Below are 17,827 nucleotides of genomic sequence, written 5' to 3'. Positions count from 1 at the left end.
ATGGCCGTCCTGCAAACCCAGATATCGCCTTCCTCCGACACCTTTCGCGCCAATGCCGAACGCATGCGCGCGCTGGTCGCCGACATCGCCGACAAGGCCGCGACCGTCGAGCGCGGCGGCTCCGAAGAGGCGCGCGAGCGCCATATTTCACGCGGCAAGCTGCTGCCACGCGAGCGCCTGGCACAATTGCTCGACACCGGCTCGCCCTTCCTCGAGATCGGCCAGTTCGCAGCGTGGTCAATGTATGGCGAGGAGATTTCCTCGGCCGGCATGATCGCCGGCGTCGGCCGGGTCGAGGGCGCCGAGGTGATGGTCGTCGTCAACGATGCCACGGTGAAGGGCGGCACCTACTATCCGCTGACGGTGAAAAAGCATCTTCGCGCGCAGGAGATCGCGCTGCAGAACAATCTGCCCTGCATCTATCTGGTCGACAGCGGCGGCGCCAATCTGCCCAACCAGGACGAGGTCTTTCCCGACCGCGAGCATTTCGGCCGCATCTTCTACAACCAGGCCAACATGTCGGCTGCCGGCATCCCGCAGATCGCCTGCGTCATGGGGTCCTGTACCGCAGGCGGCGCCTATGTGCCGGCGATGTCGGACGAGACGATCATGGTGCGCAACCAGGCGACCATTTTTCTCGGCGGCCCGCCGCTGGTGAAGGCGGCCACCGGCGAGGATGTCAGCGCCGAGGATCTGGGGGGCGCGGATGTGCATACGCGGCTTTCCGGCGTTGCCGATCATTATGCGATGGACGACGAACATGCGCTCGCCATCTGCCGGCGCATCGTCAAAAACCTGAATCGGAACAAGACCGTAAGCCTGAACTTACAGAGATCGATTCCACCGCTTCATCCGGCGGATGAACTCTACGGCGTCGTGCCGACCGATCTGCGCCAGCCCTATGACGTGCGCGAGGTGATCGCGCGTCTTGTCGACGGCTCCGAGTTCGACGAGTTCAAGCAGAACTACGGCACGACGCTGATCACCGGTTTTGCCCATCTCCACGGCATGCCGGTCGGCATCATCGCCAACAATGGCGTGCTGTTTTCCGAAAGCGCGCTGAAGGGCGCGCATTTCATCGAGTTGTGCTGCCAGCGCGGGATCCCGCTGGTCTTTCTGCAGAACATCACCGGCTTCATGGTCGGCCGGAAATACGAGGCCGGCGGTATTGCCAAGGATGGCGCCAAGCTGGTGATGGCGGTTGCCACCGCCAGGGTGCCAAAGGTGACCGTCATCATCGGCGGTTCGTTCGGCGCCGGCAATTACGGCATGTGTGGCCGCGCCTATTCCCCACGCTTCCTGTGGATGTGGCCGAACGCCCGCATCTCAGTGATGGGCGGCGAACAGGCGGCAACCGTGCTCGCCATGGTCAAGCGCGAAGGCATCGAGCGCAAGGGCGGCGAGTGGAGCGCCGAAGAGGAGGCGAAATTCAAGAAGCCTATCCTGATGAAATACGAGCATGAGGGCTGTCCGCTCTACTCGTCCGCCCGCCTCTGGGACGACGGCATCATCGACCCGGCGAAGACACGCGAGGTGCTGGCACTCAGCCTTTCGGCCGCACTCAACGCCGAGATCGAGGACACGCGGTTCGGCGTGTTCAGGATGTGAGATGAGCAAGGCGCTGGACAGGATTCGCATCCACACCGGCGACATCACGAAGCTGGATGTCGACGCCATCGTCAATGCCGCCAACACCTCGCTTCTCGGCGGTGGCGGGGTCGATGGCGCCATCCATCGCGCCGCCGGCCGCGAGCTCGAGTTCGAATGCCGGATGTTGAACGGATGCAAGGTAGGCGACGCCAAGATCACCAAGGGTTACAAGCTGCCGGCTCGACATATCATCCACACCGTCGGGCCGGTCTGGCAGGGCGGCGGCAGGAGCGAAGCCGAACTGCTGGCCTCCTGCTATCGCAGGTCGCTGGAACTCGCGGCCGCCAATGATTGCCGAACGGTGGCGTTTCCGGCGATCTCGACCGGTGTTTACCACTACCCGAAAGATGAGGCGGCCGAGATCGCTGTCGGCACGGTCACCATGGTCATGGAAGAGAAAACCGTGCCTGAAGCTGTCATCTTCTGCTGCTTCGACGAGCACATGGCGGAACTATACTGGCAAGCCGTTGCTGCGCTCCGGAAGGGTTGAACTGTATGGACCAACCGATTCACCAACACATGCAAGCTCGAACCCCCGGCAACGAACTGGCGGCGAGGAAAAATATTCGCTACTGCTTGTCCCGCGCAATGCAACGGGGACAGGGTGGAAATGGAACTGAAATATTGCCGGGGGATGGCTGCCTCGATACTTGCAAGTTTGCTCATATTCGCAACACATGGCGCCGGTTCGGCGGAATCGCTGGCGGGCAAGATGGGCGACAAGCGGTTTTCCCCGACCTTGTCACTCGATCCGAAGGAAGCCTGCTACAAATCCTACCTCGCCTATATCGCGGCCAGCGGCCATTCAGCCTACGCCACGACGTTCTATTCGCGCGTCGTCGATCTCCACATTTTCTGCAGCGTGAAGCTGAACGCACCTTCGCAGAAGGCCGCGGAGGAAACGGCGTTGCGCGCCTGTCAGAGCGGCTTCGCCAAATGGAAGGTCAAGACCGCAAGCGGCGGCTGCGCGATCGCTGCGTCGAAGTAAGCCGACGGCCAGGCTGGTGCCGCCCGAGGCAAACCCGGGAGGCTCCATGTTCGCCAAAATCCTGATCGCCAATCGGGGCGAGATTGCTTGCCGTGTCATCCGCACGACCCGCAAGATGGGGGTGCACACCGTCGCCGTCTATTCGGACGCCGACGCGAAATCCCTGCATGTCGAGATGGCCGACGAGGCCGTTCACATCGGCCCCTCGCCTGTCGGTGAGAGTTACTTGCGCGGGGACCGGATTGTCGCGGCTGCGCTTTCGACGGGGGCGCAGGCCATCCATCCCGGCTACGGCTTCCTGTCGGAAAATCCTGATTTCGTCGACCAGGTGGTGGCGGCGGGGCTCACCTTCATCGGTCCGTCGGCGGCCTCGATCCGCGCCATGGGGCTGAAGGATGCCGCCAAGCGGCTGATGGAGAAAGCCGGCGTTCCCGTCGTTCCGGGCTATCATGGCGAAGCGCAGGAGATCGTGCTGCTTGCCTCCAAGGCACGCGAGATCGGCTATCCCGTGCTGATCAAGGCGCGCGCCGGCGGCGGCGGCAAGGGCATGCGGCGCGTCGAGCATCCCGACGATTTCTCCGAGGCGCTATCCAGCGCCCGGCGCGAAGCAAAGGCTGCTTTCGGCGACGACCGCGTTCTGGTCGAAAAATATGTCGACAAGCCGCGGCACATCGAAGTGCAGGTGTTCGGCGATAATTTCGGCAATGCGGTGCATCTTTACGAACGCGACTGCTCGGCGCAACGCCGCCACCAGAAGGTGATAGAGGAAGCCCCCGCCCCCGGCATGACGCCGGTGCTGCGCAAGGCGATGACGGAAGCGGCGGTGAAGGCAGCCAAGGCGATCGGCTACTCAGGCGCCGGCACCATCGAGTTCATCGTCGACGCCTCGCACGGGCTGAAGGCCGACCGCTTCTGGTTCATGGAGATGAACACTCGCCTGCAGGTCGAGCATCCCGTCACCGAAATGGTCACCGGCATCGATCTGGTCGAGTGGCAGTTGCGGGTTGCCGGCGGCGAAAAGCTGCCGAAGACGCAGAGCGAGATCGCGCCGACCGGCCATGCCCTGGAGGCGCGCATCTATGCCGAGGATGCGGCAAAGGGGTTCCTGCCCGCAATGGGTACGCTGCATCATCTGAAGTTCCCTGACGCGGCCCCCGAAGGCGCCACAATGCGCGTCGAGACCGGCGTGCGGGCCGGCGATGCCATCTCCCCCTACTATGATCCGATGATCGCCAAGCTGGTGGTTCATGCCAAGGACAGGCAAGCAGCGCTGGAAGCGCTCGGCGCGGCGCTGTCGCGGACCGAAATCGCCGGTTCCACGGTCAACACCGGTTTCCTTGCCGCCCTTGCCGCCGATCCCGACTTTTGTGCTGGCGACGTCGATACCGGCCTGATCGGCAGGCATCAGGCGGCACTGACCGGGGTCGCGCCGCCGACCGGCGAAATCGTCTCGGCAGCAGCGCTCGCCGCCTCCGGTGCGGAAGCCTTGCCGCCATCGAACGACCCATGGTCGTCGCTTTCCGGCTATGCGCATTTCCACGGCGTGGCGCGGCGCACGCGGCTGAAGTTCGGCGAGACCGATATACTGGCAAAGGTTTCGGTGCGGCCGGACGGGCGCTTCCAGGTGGCGCTCGATGCGCCCTATGACAGCACCAATTCGCATGATTTCCGCGCCACTCCCCGCCTCGCCCGCTGGCCTGGCCACATCACTGTGTTCGAAGGCGCCGTCGGCTACACATTCGCGGTATCGGACCCCTTGGCACGCAGCGATGACGCGGCTGCCGCCTCCGGCAGCTTGCGCGCGCCGATGCCCGGGCTGGTCAAGCTGGTGCGCGTAGCGAAAGGCGACGCGGTGATCAAGGGACAAGCGTTGCTGATCCTCGAGGCGATGAAGATGGAGCACACCATCGCCGCCCCGCATGACGGAGTGGTTGCCGAGATCGCCGTGGAAGGAGCGCAGGTCACCGACGGGACGGTGCTGGTGCGGTTCGTCGAGGAACAGAGCGCGCCGACCGCTGCCACACCCAACTTGAACAGTTGGACGTGAACGGATAGCGAACACTGTCCGTTAAGCCATTGAATTCATTTGCCTTGAATTTCGGGCGCGAAAATGTGTGGTAACAACATTTGTGCTGTTTGCTCTGTTTTGTCTGGATTTGACGGCATTTATTTACTAACAACGCTGGCATGTTTGTCGTTGAGAGAGTCGCGCGCGGCCATCGCTATCTCTACCTCGTGGAAAGTGTCCGCGACGGCAAAACCGTTCGCCAGCGCACGATAAAGGCACTGGGCCGCAAGGATGCGCTGGTTGCCAGCGGCGAACTTGACAGATTGGCGGCCTCGATTGCGCGCCATGGCGAACGCAGCCTCATCCTGTCCGACATTGACGCGGGGCGGATTGCCTCTCGCCGCATTGGCGGTCCGCTGTTGTTCGGGCGGCTGTGGCAGCGGCTCGGGATTGGCGATGTGCTGGAAGAGGTGCTGGAAGGGCGCCAGTTCGGCTTTGCGGTGGAACGGGCGGTGTTCATTGGCACGTTGCATCGGCTGTTCGTGTCGGGCTCGGACCGCGACTGCGCGAACTGGATGGCCGATTATGGTATCGAGGGCGCCGAGGGTCTGGCGCTCCATCACTTTTACCGGGCCATGGCGTGGCTGGGCGAGGAACGCGGCGAAAAGGCGCAAGGCGCGCTGGTGGCGCGCTGCGTGAAAGACGTGATCGAGGAAAAGCTCTTCGCGCGCCGGCAGGACCTGTTCACCGACCTCAGCCTTGTGTTCATGGACACAACCTCGTTATCCTTCTACGGCGCGGGCGGCGAGACGCTGGGCAAGCGCGGGCATTCCAAGGACTTCCGCCCCGATCTGGCGCAAATGATCCTGGCGCTGGTCGTTGATGGCGAGGGCCGGCCGATCTGCACCGAGATGGTGCCTGGCAACACCGCTGACGTGACCGTCCTGTTGCCGGTGGTCGATCGGCTGCGAACGCGCTTCGGCGTCACACGCGCCTGCGTTGTCGCCGATCGCGGCATGATCAGCGCCGATACCATCGCCGCGCTCGAAAAGCTGGGCATGGAATACATTCTGGGGGCCCGCGAACGCTCGAGCAGCGTGATCCACAACGTCGTGCTCAATGACACGGCGCCGATGGTTCCGCTCGTTCTCGAGCGCCAGCGCGGTGAAACTCAGTTGTGGGTCAAAGAGGTCAAGTTCGGTAAAGACCGCTACATCGTCAGCCGCAATGACGCCGAGGCCGAGAAGGACAAGGCCGACCGCCAGGCGATCATCGCCGGCCTCGAGGCACAGCTCAAGAAGGGCGACAAGGCACTGGTCGGCAACTCGGCCTACCGGCGTTACCTCAAGGCCGGCGGCAAGAACTTCAAGATCGATGTCGGCAAGCTTGCCGAGGAAGCCCGCTACGACGGTATCACCGTGGTGCGGACCAACGCGAAGGTGACCCCGCTCCAGGCCGTGCTGCGGTATCGCGATTTGCTCGAGGTCGAGAGCCTGTTCCGCGCCGCCAAGGCAACCTTCAATACCCGGCCGATCTTCCACCAATCCGATGCCGCCATCCGCGGGCATGTGTTCTGCTCGTTCCTGGCGCTCGTGCTCAGCAAGGAACTGCGCCGCCTCTGCCGGGCCAAAGGCCTGACGCCCGAATGGCAGCCGCTCCTACGCGATCTCGATCGCCTCCAGGAAGCCACCATCGAAAAGGATGGTCGCATCGTCACAACCAGAACTCACGTCACCGGCCAAGTGGGCAACGTCTTCAAGGCAGCTGGCATCGCTCTGCCACACAACCTCGACGAACAACTCGCCTGAGATCCCCCCAAAATGTAGTGGTAACACGCGCCGGCGCGCGCCTAACATGCTGACTTAATGACATATTCTCACAGGCGGTGTTTAAGTCGGGCCACAGGCTGACAAGCGGAACGCTGCGCGGACCGCAAACAAAATGGCCGGGGCGAACCCCGGCCATTTCCTTGGATTATCTCATTACCCGAGATTACTGCGCGATCGGCGCGTACTTGCCGTCATGCCACTGGTTGATGTCGTAGCTGGCGTTCTTGAGGTCGCCCTTTTCGTCGAAGGTGACGTCGCCGACAACGGTGCTGATCGGCGTGCCGTTCTTCAACGCTTCGGCAACCTTGGCCGGATCGTCGCTGCCGGCGCGCTTGATGCCTTCGGCGAACGCCTGGACCACGGCGTAGGAGAACAGCGTGAAGCCTTCCGGCACGAAGCCGCCGGCCTTGATCTTCTCGACGGCGGCCTTGGCTTCCGGCTTTGCTTGCGGGTCCGACGGGAAGACGAACATGGTGCCTTCGCCGGCCGGGCCGGCAACCTGCCAGAATTCCGGCGAGGCGATGGAGTCCGGCATGATTAGCTGGAACTTCAGGTTCTGTTCGGCCGACTGGCGCAGGATCAGGCCGGCTTCAGGATGATAGCCGCCGAAATAGACGACGTCGGCCTTGAGATCCTTCAGCTTGGTGACAAGCGCCGAATAGTCCTTCTCGCCGGGATTGATGGCGTCATAATAGACTTCCTTGAGGCCGCCAGTGTTCATGGTCGCCCTGACGGCATCGGCCACGCCCTGACCGTAAGCGCTCTTGTCGTGCAGGATGACGACGTTCTTGCCGGCATATTTCTTGGCGATCCACGGGCCGATGAATGCGCCCTGTGCATCGTCACGCGTATAGAGGCGCATGATGGTCGGCCAGCCGGCCTTGGCGGCCGCGTCGGTCAGCACCGGGTTCGAGGAAGCCGGGCTCATCATCAGCGCGCCGGCCTCGGCATAGACGGCCGAGGCCGGAATGCTCGAGCCCGAGCAGGCATGGCCGTCGATGAACTTGACGCCGTTGGCGACGATGCGGTTGGCGACCGACACGGCCTGCTTGGGATCGCACTGGTCGTCCTCGATATCGAGCTTGATCATCGAGCCGTTGACGCCGCCCGCGGCGTTGATGGCATCGGCGGCGGCCTGTGCGCCCTGTTTGAACTGATCGCCGATGGTGGCGAGCTGTCCGGTCATCGGGCCGACCACCGAGACGGTGATGTCGTCGGCGAATGCGACGGGCGCACTCATCATCAGGCCGAAAATGGCCGCGCTCAAAATACTCATTTTTTTCATGGCAATAGAACTCCTCCACTCACGCGCGGCCCCCGGCCGCGCTTCTTCCAGAGAGGCGGGACAATTTCATCCTTCATTGGGCCTGTCTAGGCGCATTGGCGCCACTCGATTGGGCCTGCGAGCCCTCATCCACGCAAAAAGCCACGCCAGCCTTGTTCCGGCTGGTCGTGGCTTTTTTTGCCTATCGGGCGGTTTCCCAGCGCCCCCGCGCCGCGAACCCCAACGTAGCCTTCCCTGTCTTCCCTGCCATGATCCGAAGAACGGATACTTTTCGGGGTCATGGTCCGTCGCACGGCTTGGCCGATCCTGCATGCCGCATTCTTGTTGTTGATGGCCCGTGGCCTGGCTGTCTGCGCAGCCTTATCCCTATTTTGGCCCGACCGTCTTGGAGCGGTCTTGGCCGGAGCGTCCCCGTCTGCCGAAACTCAGTGCATGGTCATCCATTCGCGGGCTTCGCGCAGCGCCTTGGCGATCTCGACCTTCGACATGGCGGCCGACAGTTCCGAGCGCAGTTCCGCGGCGCGGGCCGAGCCCTTGATGGCGGCGATGTTGAACCATTTGTGGGCGGCAACGACGTCGGTTTCGCAATCGCGGCCGGTCGCATACATCATGCCCAGTTCGAAAAGAATGTCGGCCTGGGCAGTTGCCCCCATGGCGCCGAAACCTGCTTCAAGCATTTCAAAACGTGCCATTTTAGTCCCCTGTCTGGCTCCCGAGAGCTGCCTCCGTTCGTCTTGTCCGGGCCGCTCTTTCGATGCTTCCGAGAATGCCGATCAGGCTTGAATCCGTCGTTAAATGGCGTGCTTAATTTGAAGAAAACAAAGCTAAAACAAGAGGTAAACGCGGAAATTCGTTAAGGATACGAAGTCAGCAATTCAGCCGATTTTCGTCAAATTCGACGAAAATTTTTCGAGCCTGGATCAACACTCCGCTAACCACGGGAAACAAACGCACGTGCCGGTCGTTTTCATTTCCTCGCCGACGGAGCCAATTCAGGCGGCTTCAAAATCCCAAAGTCTTCCGTTGCGGCACCGCTTTTGTTTTGCCGGGAGCTGGATTAGCTTACGTTTGCGTAAGCGGCAGACCGGCGAGGCGGAGAATTCGGCCGGCTATCCAAAGGGAGCAAGACATGTTTCGAAAAGTGAGCCTGGCTCTTGCAGCCACATTGATCATCGCGGGTGCGGCGTGGGCCGATCCGATCGAGGGCAATTGGAAAACGCAAGCCGGCGATACCGCGGCCATTTCAGGCAGCGGCTCGTTTTCCATCACGCTCAAATCGGGCAAATATGCCGGCAAGACGATCGGCTCGCTCAAGGCGGCGGGCGACAACAAATATGCCGGCAGCATCACCGACCCTGCAAACGACAAGACCTATTCGGGCAAGGCGACATTGTCGGGCACCGCTCTCAAGATGAGCGGCTGCGTGCTTGGCGGACTGATCTGCAAGAGCCAGACCTGGCACAAGCTCTGATCGATCTATCCTTGCGACATCCATGACGGGGCCCGACGGGCCCCGTTTTCGTTTCACCGGCACGTCAAGCCGTGGGGCTCTTGCCCCCGCTGCCGGTGGCCGGCCGGGCCGGCGACGACCCGCCCAGATCCCGTCAATCAATTTGAACCGCAGATGAACGCCGGCATCAGAGCCGGTTCAGAGGCGTTGGGGCATTCTCCGGCGTGTTGAAGGAGACACGACCCCAATGCTTGCTCGCCGCTTCACCATCGTCTGCCTGCTGATGAGCCTGTTTGGAATGTTCTTCGCCATCCTCGTCGCCGAAGCGGGCCGTTCTCCCCGCTCCTGGGACGAAGTCACCAGAATGTGCCGCCTCGCCTGCCCGACCAACCTTCGTCACTGAAACAAAGAAACCCGGACCTCGAAAAGAAAAGCTCAGACATCATGACCCGCATCGCCGCCAACACTCTCAAGACCCTTCGGCTCCTGCCGCGGGCGGCGCTCATCCTGGTGCTCCTGGCCGCGCCGGTCCTGGCGGTGCCGATGATGCGCGCGGATGCCGGCTCGACGATCGAGGCGCCGGCCCTGAGGAAGTCCGGCGTGGGTTTCGTTCTGCTGGTCAGCCTGCAGCGGGGATAAAGAAAAATGGCGCTTTGGGCGCCTTCGGCAGCGACACCCCTCCCAACCGCTCGTCCAAGTCTCTATATTGAGCCATGGAAAAGCGAATCTACCCTCAAGCCATCGAATCTGTCGTCATGCCGGAGCCTTTTGGCCGGCAAAGCTTCGACAGCGCCGAAAAAGCCGTTGCCGCACTGCAGCTGCTTTACGACCGCAACACCAAGTTCCTGCGCGACGCCTTCTCGGCCCTGGCGGCCGCCGGCGGCGACAGCAGCAAGCGCTACCGCGCCTTCTATCCCGAGATCGGCGTCACCACGAGTTCGTTCACCCAGGTCGACTCGCGCCAGGCCTACGGCCATATGCCGACACCCGGCCATTTCGCCACCACGATCACACAGCCGCACCTGTTCGAGAGCTATCTGGTCGAACAGCTGCGCCTGATCATGCGAAACCACGGTGTCTCTGTCACGGTTTCGGAATCGACCACGCCCATTCCGCTGCATTTCGCCTTCCTGGAGGGAACTTACGTCGACGGAGCCGCCGCGGAGCGCATCAAGCGGCCGATCCGCGACCTGTTCGACGTGCCGGATCTCGACGGCACCGACGACCAGATCGCCAACGGCACCTTCGAAGTGGCCTTCGGCGAACCAAGGCCTCTGGCTCCGTTTACCGCGCAGCGCATCGACTATTCGCTGCACCGCATGACGCATTATACCGCCACCAGCCCGCAGCATTTCCAGAACTTCGTGCTGTTCACCAACTACCAGTTCTACATCGACGAATTCGTCGCCCGCGCCCGCGACCTGATGGAGAAGGGCGGCGGCGGTTACGCGGAATTCGTCGAGCCTGGCAATGTCGTGACCAGGGCCGGGCAGAGTTCGCCCAGCGAAGGCGTTGGGCCGCAGCGCCTGCCGCAGATGCCGGCCTATCACCTGAAAAAGCCGAACCACGGCGGCATCACCATGGTCAACATCGGCGTCGGCCCTTCCAATGCCAAGACGATCACCGACCACGTCGCAGTGCTGAGGCCGCATGCCTGGGTGATGCTTGGCCACTGCGCCGGGCTGCGCAACACACAGGCGCTCGGTGACTATGTGCTGGCGCATGCCTATGTGCGCGAGGATCACGTGCTGGACGACGACCTTCCGGTCTGGGTGCCGATCCCGCCGCTGGCGGAAATCCAGGTTGCCCTGCAGGAAGCGGTCGCCGAAGTCACCGGCCTGTCCGGCTATGATCTGAAGCGCATCATGCGCACCGGCACGGTCGCCACCATCGACAACCGCAACTGGGAACTGCGCGACCAGCGCGGACCGGTGCAGCGCCTGTCGCAGTCGCGCGCCATCGCGCTCGACATGGAATCGGCGACGATCGCCGCCAATGGCTTCCGTTTCCGTGTCCCCTATGGCACGCTTCTGTGCGTTTCCGACAAGCCACTGCATGGCGAGTTGAAGCTGCCTGGCATGGCGACCGAGTTCTACAAGCGCCAGGTGGCGCAGCACCTTACCATTGGCATCAGGGCGATGGAGAAGCTGGCCGAGATGCCGATGGAGCGGCTGCATTCGCGCAAGCTCCGGAGCTTTTCGGAGACAGCGTTCCAATAGGCGGCCGCAGCGCCTGGGCGAGGCATTTCGTCGTCTTGCCCGGCCCGCAATTTGGCCGATAAGCAGATGGAACGGATCGTCAGGCGGCATTCGGCAGACACGACCTCGATGATGACAGGCGCGCGCTTGAAAATGATGGCTGGGTTGGCATTCCTGGCGATGACGGCGCTATCGGCCGCGCTGTTGGCCGGATTCTTCGGCACGCTGCATCCGGCTTTCGATTCCTTCTCGCATTTCCGCATTCACTTCAGCGTGCTCATGGCGCTTCTGGCACTGCCGCTGCTTGCCAGCTCGTTTCGGCTGCAAGCGGCAGCGGGGCTGCTGTTTGCCATCGCCTGCCTGGCCACGACGGCAAGCGCCCTGCCGAGGCTCTGGCCGCAACCGGCGGTTGCCAAGCCCACCGATCAGGCCGTCTACAGCCTGCTGCAGATGAACTTGCGCTTCAACAACCCGACACCGAAGAAAGTGCTCTCCCTGATCGGCCGCACCAACCCGGACGTAATCACCCTCGATGAGGTGTCGGAGATGTGGACGACCGAGCTTGGCACCATCGCCAGCGCCTATCCCTACCGTATCCTGTGCCCCTACCCGAACGGCATGTTCGGGGTCGCGCTGCTGTCGCGCCGGCCCTTCGTGGCCGGCACGACACCGCGCTGCGAGCCGCGCGGCGCGATGGCAACCGCCGCCATCGACTTCGGCGGGATCGACGTTGATGTCGCCGCGATCCATTTGAGCTGGCCGTGGCCGAAGGAGCAATACTGGCAGATCGGCGAACTGGCGCAGACATTGGCCGGGTTGGGCGAGACCGCGATCATGGCCGGCGATTGCAACGCCGTGCCTTGGAGTGCTGCGGTGCGGCGGGTCGCGGCTCTCGGCGGGCTGACAGTGATGCCTTCCGCCGGCCCGACCTGGATCCACCGGACACTGCCCGACATCCTGCGCCGTTTTGCGGGCCTGCCGATCGACCAGGTGTTCAGCAAGGGCGGGTTGACGCTCCTGTCTTCCAAGCGGCTGGAGGACACCGGCTCCGACCATCTGCCGGTGCTCGTCGAGTTCACGCTAAGGCCAGACGACAAGCAGCCTGAGAATGACCACGCCACCGCGCTCGCGGCGAGCGACTTTTCGGTGAAGCCGCAAAGCTGACACGCCAATCGAGCGGGCTGGCGGCAAGGACCCGCGATGGCGAGGGGTCTAGTCCTTGTTCTAACGCAATTCCCAAGGGAAAGCGCTACGGCGCTTTTTCCCGGGAAAACCGTTTTACACTTTTCCTGGAATTGCCCTGGTTCAAGGTTTTCCGGTCAAGGCAGCGATCAGATGCTCGACATGGCCGCCATCGCTGTGTTCGCGCCGATCGAAGGCGTTTTGTTTGGCCTCATATTCGGCATAGATCGCCTGGATGCGCAGCCGCGCCTGGCGGCGCGTCTTGTAGCAGGACGGGTCGTTGACGACTTGCAGGCCGGTTATCGACCTTTCCGTAGCGCGCATCATCTCCCTGGCGATGCGCCCATGTGTTTCCTCATGGGCGCGAACACCTGCGAAAAACTTGTTCCAGCGCCTCTTCAGCGCCGACGTCGCGGGTGAGGCAAGGCGCGGAAAGGTGTAGGAAAGATTCAGCGTGCCATTGACCCCTCGCATCCGACAGAAGCCGTTGCCCTGCCCGGCGTCGAGGTCCCAGTCGACGGTATAGGAGGTTGTGGCGATGGCATGCGTCATGAAGCCGTGCCGGGGGCCTTTTCTGTCCATCGCGTCGACGAGGGCGGTGCCCGAGCTTCCGGTGACGTCGTAGGTCCGCGTCTGGACCACTGCCCTGGTGCCGGCCGAGGCCTGTGGCGCAAACAGCGCTCCGATGGCGACGAGGCATGTCAGAACTGTCCGGCGCATCGGCCTTCTCCCTATCTCCAGAGAAGGAACCATAGACCGGTGGCCGTTTCAACGTTTCTGCTGGCCTGCATGCCCTCGCGGCCAGCCCTACCTGCATTTTCTTGCCGCCCACGCCGAAACCGCCCTGCCGCGCGAGATCACATGCCCTGGTAGACCGGCCCCTCGCCGCCCTGCGGCGGCACCCAGTTGATGTTCTGGTTCGGGTCCTTGATATCGCAAGTCTTGCAGTGGACGCAGTTCTGCGCGTTGATGACGAAGCGGACGTCCTTTGCCGCCGGATCGGCGGCGGCGTTGCCGTCCTTGTCGACCCATTCATAGACGCCGGCCGGGCAATAGCGTGTCGAAGGCCCGGCGAAGACATCGTGCTCGGACCGCTTCTGCAAATCCATGTCGCCGACCAGCAGATGGACCGGCTCGTTCTCTTCGTGATTGGTGTTGGACAGGAACACCGAGGACAGGCGGTCGAAGGTCAGCACGCCGTCGGGCTTCGGATAGGCGATCTTCTTGTGCTGGGCGGCGGGCTCGAGCGTGGCATAGTCGGCCTTGCCGTGCTTCAGCGTGCCGAAGGGCGAGATGCCGAACAGCGTATTCAGCCACATGTCGAGGCCGCCAAGACCGACGCCGACGATGGTGCCGAAGCGCGACCACAGCGGCTTGACGTTGCGAACCTTCTTCAAATCCTTGCCGATATCGGTCGCGCGCCAGGCTTGCTCGTAGGAAGTGAGTTCATCATTGGCGCGGCCGGCGCCGATCGCCTCGGCGACATGATCGGCCGCCAGCATGCCCGACAGCACGGCATTGTGGGAGCCCTTGATGCGCGGCACGTTGACGAAGCCTGCGGCGCAACCCATCAGCGCGCCGCCTGGGAAGGACAGTTTCGGCACCGACTGCCAGCCGCCCTCTGTGATGGCGCGTGCGCCATAGCCGAGTCGCTTGGCGCCCTCGAACGTGCCGGCGATCGCCGGATGGGTCTTGAAACGCTGGAATTCCTCGAAGGGCGACAGATACGGGTTCTTGTAGTTGAGGTGGAGGACGAAGCCGACCGCCACCTGGTTGTCCTCGAGATGGTAGAGGAAGGAGCCGCCGCCGGTCTTCATGTCGAGCGGCCAGCCGAAGGAATGCTGGACCAGGCCCGGCCGGTGGTTCTCCGGCTTGACCTGCCAGAGTTCCTTGAGACCGATGCCGTATTTGCCTGGCTCGCGGCCATCGGAGAGTTTGTATTTGGCGATCAACTGCTTGGCGAGCGAGCCGCGCGCGCCTTCGCCGATCAGCACATATTTGCCCATCAGAGCCATGCCCGGCGCGAAGCCCGGCCCATGCGTGCCGTCCTTCTCGACGCCCATGTCGCCGGTGACGACGCCGGTGACGGCGCCCTCCTCATTGTAGAGCAGGCCGGCGGCGGCAAAGCCCGGATAGATCTCGACGCCGAGCGCCTCGGCCTTGCCAGCCAGCCAGCGGCAGACATTGCCGAGCGAGACGATGTAGTTGCCGTGATTGTTCATCAGCGGCGGCATCAATATGTTGGGCAGGCGGAATGAGCCAGCCGGGCCGAGCACCAGGAAATGATCCGCCGTGACGGGCGTCTTGAACGGGTGACCTTCCTCCTCGCGCCAACCGGGCAGCAGCCGGTCGATGCCGATCGGATCGACCACGGCGCCGGAGAGGATATGGGCGCCGACCTCGCCGCCCTTTTCCCAGCACGACGACGGAAAGCTCGGGATTGACCTGCTTGAGGCGGATGGCCGCGGCAAGGCCGGCCGGACCGGCACCGACGATGACCACGTCGAATTCCATGCTTTCGCGTTCGATATCGCTCATCAACCCCTCCGCACTGGCTTGCCGCTGTTGCGTATCTTGCTGGCTCCTGCGCTGCATAGCGCATCAATTGGCGACAGGAAACCGGCGCAGACGTGACAATGCGGATTTGGCCAAAAAGTCGCGCATCTTGCGGCGGGGCAGGCATTTGCGCCCGGTAAGACCGGCCACGCCTGCGTTTTTTAATTGTTCGGCGGCTTGCTTATCGGCCATACTTCCCGCCATGCGCTTTCCTGGGCCAGCGGGCTTTTCTTCGACGCGCTTTCTTTTCCCGCCCGGCCGGGCCTGCCGGGCGATTCTTCTGGCCCTTCTGACGTCGGCACCGGGGCACGCCACAGCGAACGAGGTGAAGGTCTGGGCGACAGGCGCCTACTCCTTCTCCGACGAGCTTGGCGGCTTCCGCATCACCGGAGCCTCCGGCATCGGAACCAAGGACGATCCGCTGGTCATCACCGAAGAGCTGAATTCGGCAACACCGGTGACGCTGACCATCCGCACGACCAAGCCGATCCAGACGTTCGGCAAGGCGGGCGAATTCGCCAATGGCATCATGTATATGCGCATCAACGTGCTCAACAACAGCGGCCAGGCCTGGATCGAATTCCAGTTCGAACTTCAGGAGATATTGGATCAGCCGAGCGTGTTTGGAGACGGGTTTTCCTTCGACCAACGCAACAAGACGCCCGACAATATCTGGTCGAGCAATTTCGCCGATTTCGACCGGGAGTTCGAGCCCTATGACCGGCTGCTGTTCAAGAACGGCAAGGTCGACCCGCTGAGGACCGTCAGCTTCGAGTTCCTGATGACCGATTACACGCCGCGATGGACCTTCTATCTGGTGCAGGATCCGCGCATCCCGACGGGATAGGGTAAGCCGCCGGTCTTGCAAATTGCAGTCGTGCGGACGAATGTGCGCGCCATGACTGCCGCGTCCCCCAATAGCCCGACCGATATTGCCGACATCCTGGCCTTCTATGCCAGCGCCGGCGTCGACGAGGCGCTGGAAGACGCCCCGGTGAATCGCTTCGCCGAGGCGGCGCCGAGATCTGTCGAGCGCGCACCGGCGCCGGTGGCGCCACCTCACGAGGAGAAGGCGGCGGAGCGGCCAGCGGCACCGCCCGGACTGGATGCAAGCAACGTACCGGATGCGCCACCGGCGCGTTCATCGGTCGCCGCGGTGCCAGACGAGGCTCAGGCGGCGCTTGCGCGCCAGTTGGCGACAACCGCAACGACCCTGGACGAGTTGCGTCAGCACATGGCTGCCTTCGACGGCTGCAATCTCAAGGCCACCGCCAAGAACCTGGTGTTCGCCGACGGCAACCCGGACGCCGCGGTGATGCTGGTGGGCGAAGCGCCGGGCCGCGACGAGGACATTGAGGGCTTGCCCTTCGTCGGCCGCTCGGGCCGGCTGCTTGACCGCATGCTGGCCGCGATCGGGCTCGACCGCACTTCGGTCTACATTGCCAACGTCATCCCGTGGCGGCCGCCGGGCAACCGCACGCCGACGCCGCACGAGACTGAGATCTGCCGGCCGTTCATCGAGCGGCAGATCGAGCTGGTCAATCCCAAGGTGCTGGTCAATCTCGGCGGCCCGTCGGCCAAGACCTTGCTCAACACCTCGGAAGGCATTTTGCGGCTGCGTGGCAACTGGCGTGTCCACACCACCGCCTCCGGCATCGCCATTCCGGCCATGCCGACGCTGCATCCGGCCTATCTCCTGCGCACACCGGCGCACAAGAAGCTGGCATGGCGGGATTTTCTCGAGGTGAAGGCGAAGCTGCGGGCACTCTCGTAGATCGCCATAACCTCGCTGGTAATTGAAATGCCGCCCCCGTCAGCCTAACCATTTCACATGACATCAGCCCAAACCTCCGCCGGCAGTCTGATCCGCGAATGGCGCACGCGGCGCCGCATGAGCCAGCTCGACCTCGCCACGGAGGCCGAGATTTCGCAGCGGCATCTCTCCTTCGTCGAGAGCGGGCGCGCCGCGCCCTCGCGCGACATGGTGCTGCATCTGGCGGAGCAGCTTTCGATCCCGCTGAGGCAGCGCAACCAGCTGCTGCTGGCCGCCGGCTTCGCGCCGAGCTTCAGCGAACGGCCGCTCAGCGACACGACGCTGGCGCCGGCGATGGCAGCGGTCGAGATCGTGCTCAAGGGACACGAGCCCTTCCCTGCGCTGGCCGTGGACCGGCACTGGAACCTGGTCTCGGCGAATGCCGCGATCGCTCCCTTCCTTGCCGATGTCAGCGAGGCTTCGCTGCTGACGCCGCCGGTCAACGTACTTCGCCTTTCCCTGCATCCCGGCGGCATCGCACCGCGCATCGTCAATCTCGCGGAATGGCGCACGCATCTGCTTGAGCGTCTCAAACACCAGAATGATGCCAGCGGCGACCCGGTGCTGGTCGAATTGGAGCGCGAGCTGCGCAGCTATCCGTCCGGGCTGAAGGGCAGCAGGCCGACACCCGTCGAGCCGAATGCCATCGTGCATCCGCTCAGGCTCGCCCATGGCGATCAGGTGCTGTCGTTCATCAGCACCATCACCGTTTTCGGCACCCCGATCGACGTGACCTTGTCGGAACTGGCGATCGAGTCTTTCTTCCCGGCCGACGAGCAGACTCGTGCGGTGCTTGTGCGGCTGGCGAAGGAGCGGAGCGAACGGTCGTAACTGAGGAGACCGGCCCTTCGCTCCGGGCGTTCGTCGT

The 17,827-nt window shown here is 63.2% G+C and carries 17 protein-coding genes and 1 pseudogene; 13 read left to right on the top strand and 5 right to left on the bottom strand.

The window, feature by feature from the left end:
• The 5 genes from ACVILI_RS14330 to ACVILI_RS14310 all read left to right on the top strand — a co-directional run bounded on the left by ACVILI_RS14330 (nt 1) and on the right by ACVILI_RS14310 (nt 6,454).
• The gene (locus tag ACVILI_RS14330) at nt 1-1,608 is read left to right on the top strand and encodes a carboxyl transferase domain-containing protein (protein WP_038645621.1); all 1,608 of its coding nucleotides are present in this window, start codon (nt 1-3) and stop codon (nt 1,606-1,608) included.
• Between the two features lies 1 nt (nt 1,609).
• Nucleotides 1,610-2,140, top strand: a complete 531-nt coding sequence (locus ACVILI_RS14325; protein ID WP_038645619.1) for an O-acetyl-ADP-ribose deacetylase — start codon at nt 1,610-1,612, stop codon at nt 2,138-2,140.
• Nucleotides 2,141-2,260: 120 nt separating this feature from the next.
• Nucleotides 2,261-2,638 (top strand): hypothetical protein, encoded by a 378-nt coding sequence (locus ACVILI_RS14320; protein WP_038645617.1) that lies wholly within the window; start codon nt 2,261-2,263, stop codon nt 2,636-2,638.
• 46 nt (nt 2,639-2,684) lie between these two features.
• On the top strand, nt 2,685-4,685 hold the full coding sequence (locus ACVILI_RS14315; RefSeq protein ID WP_457102470.1) for an acetyl/propionyl/methylcrotonyl-CoA carboxylase subunit alpha: 2,001 nt from the start codon (nt 2,685-2,687) through the stop codon (nt 4,683-4,685).
• A 140-nt stretch (nt 4,686-4,825) separates the two neighbouring features.
• The gene (locus ACVILI_RS14310; RefSeq protein WP_038655116.1) at nt 4,826-6,454 is read left to right on the top strand and encodes an IS1634 family transposase; all 1,629 of its coding nucleotides are present in this window, start codon (nt 4,826-4,828) and stop codon (nt 6,452-6,454) included.
• Between the two features lie 184 nt (nt 6,455-6,638).
• On the opposite strand, the gene ACVILI_RS14305 is transcribed toward ACVILI_RS14310, so the two are convergent.
• A complete protein-coding gene (locus tag ACVILI_RS14305) occupies nt 6,639-7,760 on the bottom strand; it encodes a branched-chain amino acid ABC transporter substrate-binding protein (RefSeq protein WP_027046653.1) in 1,122 nt (373 codons plus the stop codon).
• 425 nt (nt 7,761-8,185) lie between these two features.
• A complete protein-coding gene (locus tag ACVILI_RS14300; RefSeq protein ID WP_010915070.1) occupies nt 8,186-8,452 on the bottom strand; it encodes an SEL1-like repeat protein in 267 nt (88 codons plus the stop codon).
• Between the two features lie 437 nt (nt 8,453-8,889).
• Here ACVILI_RS14300 and ACVILI_RS14295 point away from each other — a divergent pair, with 437 nt between their 5' ends.
• The 5 genes from ACVILI_RS14295 (at nt 8,890) to ACVILI_RS14275 (ending at nt 12,572) form a co-directional block, all read left to right on the top strand.
• The gene (locus ACVILI_RS14295; protein ID WP_019857170.1) at nt 8,890-9,231 is read left to right on the top strand and encodes a DUF2147 domain-containing protein; all 342 of its coding nucleotides are present in this window, start codon (nt 8,890-8,892) and stop codon (nt 9,229-9,231) included.
• Nucleotides 9,232-9,457: 226 nt separating this feature from the next.
• A complete protein-coding gene (locus tag ACVILI_RS14290; protein ID WP_167470439.1) occupies nt 9,458-9,613 on the top strand; it encodes a hypothetical protein in 156 nt (51 codons plus the stop codon).
• A gap of 41 nt (nt 9,614-9,654) precedes the next feature.
• On the top strand, nt 9,655-9,849 hold the full coding sequence (locus tag ACVILI_RS14285; RefSeq protein ID WP_019857168.1) for a hypothetical protein: 195 nt from the start codon (nt 9,655-9,657) through the stop codon (nt 9,847-9,849).
• A 116-nt stretch (nt 9,850-9,965) separates the two neighbouring features.
• Nucleotides 9,966-11,429: an AMP nucleosidase gene (locus ACVILI_RS14280; protein WP_236952097.1), complete on the top strand. Its 1,464-nt coding sequence runs from the start codon at nt 9,966-9,968 to the stop codon at nt 11,427-11,429.
• 66 nt (nt 11,430-11,495) lie between these two features.
• Entirely contained in the window at nt 11,496-12,572 is a 1,077-nt protein-coding gene (locus tag ACVILI_RS14275) for an endonuclease/exonuclease/phosphatase family protein (protein ID WP_457102469.1), read from the top strand.
• A gap of 141 nt (nt 12,573-12,713) precedes the next feature.
• Here the strand turns inward: ACVILI_RS14275 and ACVILI_RS14270 are convergent, their stop codons facing one another.
• From ACVILI_RS14270 to ACVILI_RS14260, 3 genes and pseudogenes are all read right to left on the bottom strand, one after another.
• Nucleotides 12,714-13,310, bottom strand: coding sequence for a DUF922 domain-containing Zn-dependent protease (locus ACVILI_RS14270; RefSeq protein WP_038645614.1), 597 nt, complete (start codon nt 13,308-13,310; stop codon nt 12,714-12,716).
• Nucleotides 13,311-13,447: 137 nt separating this feature from the next.
• A pseudogene (locus ACVILI_RS14265) lies at nt 13,448-15,128 on the bottom strand (electron transfer flavoprotein-ubiquinone oxidoreductase).
• A 63-nt stretch (nt 15,129-15,191) separates the two neighbouring features.
• The gene (locus tag ACVILI_RS14260) at nt 15,192-15,350 is read right to left on the bottom strand and encodes a hypothetical protein (RefSeq protein ID WP_155772704.1); all 159 of its coding nucleotides are present in this window, start codon (nt 15,348-15,350) and stop codon (nt 15,192-15,194) included.
• On the opposite strand from ACVILI_RS14260, the gene ACVILI_RS14255 reads away from it, so the two are divergent.
• From ACVILI_RS14255 to ACVILI_RS14245, 3 genes are read left to right on the top strand one after another with little or no spacing between them, the layout of a single operon-like run.
• Nucleotides 15,349-15,993, top strand: a complete 645-nt coding sequence (locus ACVILI_RS14255) for a hypothetical protein (RefSeq protein WP_081296151.1) — start codon at nt 15,349-15,351, stop codon at nt 15,991-15,993. The genes ACVILI_RS14260 and ACVILI_RS14255 overlap by 2 nt on opposite strands.
• 51 nt (nt 15,994-16,044) lie before the next feature.
• The gene (locus tag ACVILI_RS14250; RefSeq protein WP_038645612.1) at nt 16,045-16,920 is read left to right on the top strand and encodes a uracil-DNA glycosylase; all 876 of its coding nucleotides are present in this window, start codon (nt 16,045-16,047) and stop codon (nt 16,918-16,920) included.
• A gap of 57 nt (nt 16,921-16,977) precedes the next feature.
• A complete protein-coding gene (locus ACVILI_RS14245; protein WP_019857160.1) occupies nt 16,978-17,790 on the top strand; it encodes a helix-turn-helix domain-containing protein in 813 nt (270 codons plus the stop codon).
• Nucleotides 17,791-17,827 lie beyond the last annotated feature (37 nt).

This window comes from Mesorhizobium sp. USDA 4775 (assembly GCF_054062655.1).
The sequence above is the reverse complement of the archived record's forward strand: the minus strand, read 5'-3'. Positions and strand labels throughout refer to the sequence as shown.

Coding starts and splice junctions, on each gene's coding strand:
- ACVILI_RS14315 (WP_457102470.1), top strand. CDS start 2,685: ATGTTCGCCAAAATCCTGATCGCCAATCGGGGCGAGATTGCTTGCCGT.
- ACVILI_RS14245 (WP_019857160.1), top strand. CDS start 16,978: ATGACATCAGCCCAAACCTCCGCCGGCAGTCTGATCCGCGAATGGCGC.
- ACVILI_RS14300 (WP_010915070.1), bottom strand. CDS start 8,452: ATGGCACGTTTTGAAATGCTTGAAGCAGGTTTCGGCGCCATGGGGGCA.
- ACVILI_RS14250 (WP_038645612.1), top strand. CDS start 16,045: ATGACTGCCGCGTCCCCCAATAGCCCGACCGATATTGCCGACATCCTG.
- ACVILI_RS14325 (WP_038645619.1), top strand. CDS start 1,610: ATGAGCAAGGCGCTGGACAGGATTCGCATCCACACCGGCGACATCACG.
- ACVILI_RS14305 (WP_027046653.1), bottom strand. CDS start 7,760: ATGAAAAAAATGAGTATTTTGAGCGCGGCCATTTTCGGCCTGATGATG.
- ACVILI_RS14270 (WP_038645614.1), bottom strand. CDS start 13,310: ATGCGCCGGACAGTTCTGACATGCCTCGTCGCCATCGGAGCGCTGTTT.
- ACVILI_RS14310 (WP_038655116.1), top strand. CDS start 4,826: ATGTTTGTCGTTGAGAGAGTCGCGCGCGGCCATCGCTATCTCTACCTC.
- ACVILI_RS14285 (WP_019857168.1), top strand. CDS start 9,655: ATGACCCGCATCGCCGCCAACACTCTCAAGACCCTTCGGCTCCTGCCG.
- ACVILI_RS14260 (WP_155772704.1), bottom strand. CDS start 15,350: ATGGCGGGAAGTATGGCCGATAAGCAAGCCGCCGAACAATTAAAAAAC.
- ACVILI_RS14280 (WP_236952097.1), top strand. CDS start 9,966: ATGCCGGAGCCTTTTGGCCGGCAAAGCTTCGACAGCGCCGAAAAAGCC.
- ACVILI_RS14330 (WP_038645621.1), top strand. CDS start 1: ATGGCCGTCCTGCAAACCCAGATATCGCCTTCCTCCGACACCTTTCGC.
- ACVILI_RS14255 (WP_081296151.1), top strand. CDS start 15,349: ATGCGCTTTCCTGGGCCAGCGGGCTTTTCTTCGACGCGCTTTCTTTTC.
- ACVILI_RS14320 (WP_038645617.1), top strand. CDS start 2,261: ATGGAACTGAAATATTGCCGGGGGATGGCTGCCTCGATACTTGCAAGT.
- ACVILI_RS14295 (WP_019857170.1), top strand. CDS start 8,890: ATGTTTCGAAAAGTGAGCCTGGCTCTTGCAGCCACATTGATCATCGCG.
- ACVILI_RS14275 (WP_457102469.1), top strand. CDS start 11,496: ATGGAACGGATCGTCAGGCGGCATTCGGCAGACACGACCTCGATGATG.
- ACVILI_RS14290 (WP_167470439.1), top strand. CDS start 9,458: ATGCTTGCTCGCCGCTTCACCATCGTCTGCCTGCTGATGAGCCTGTTT.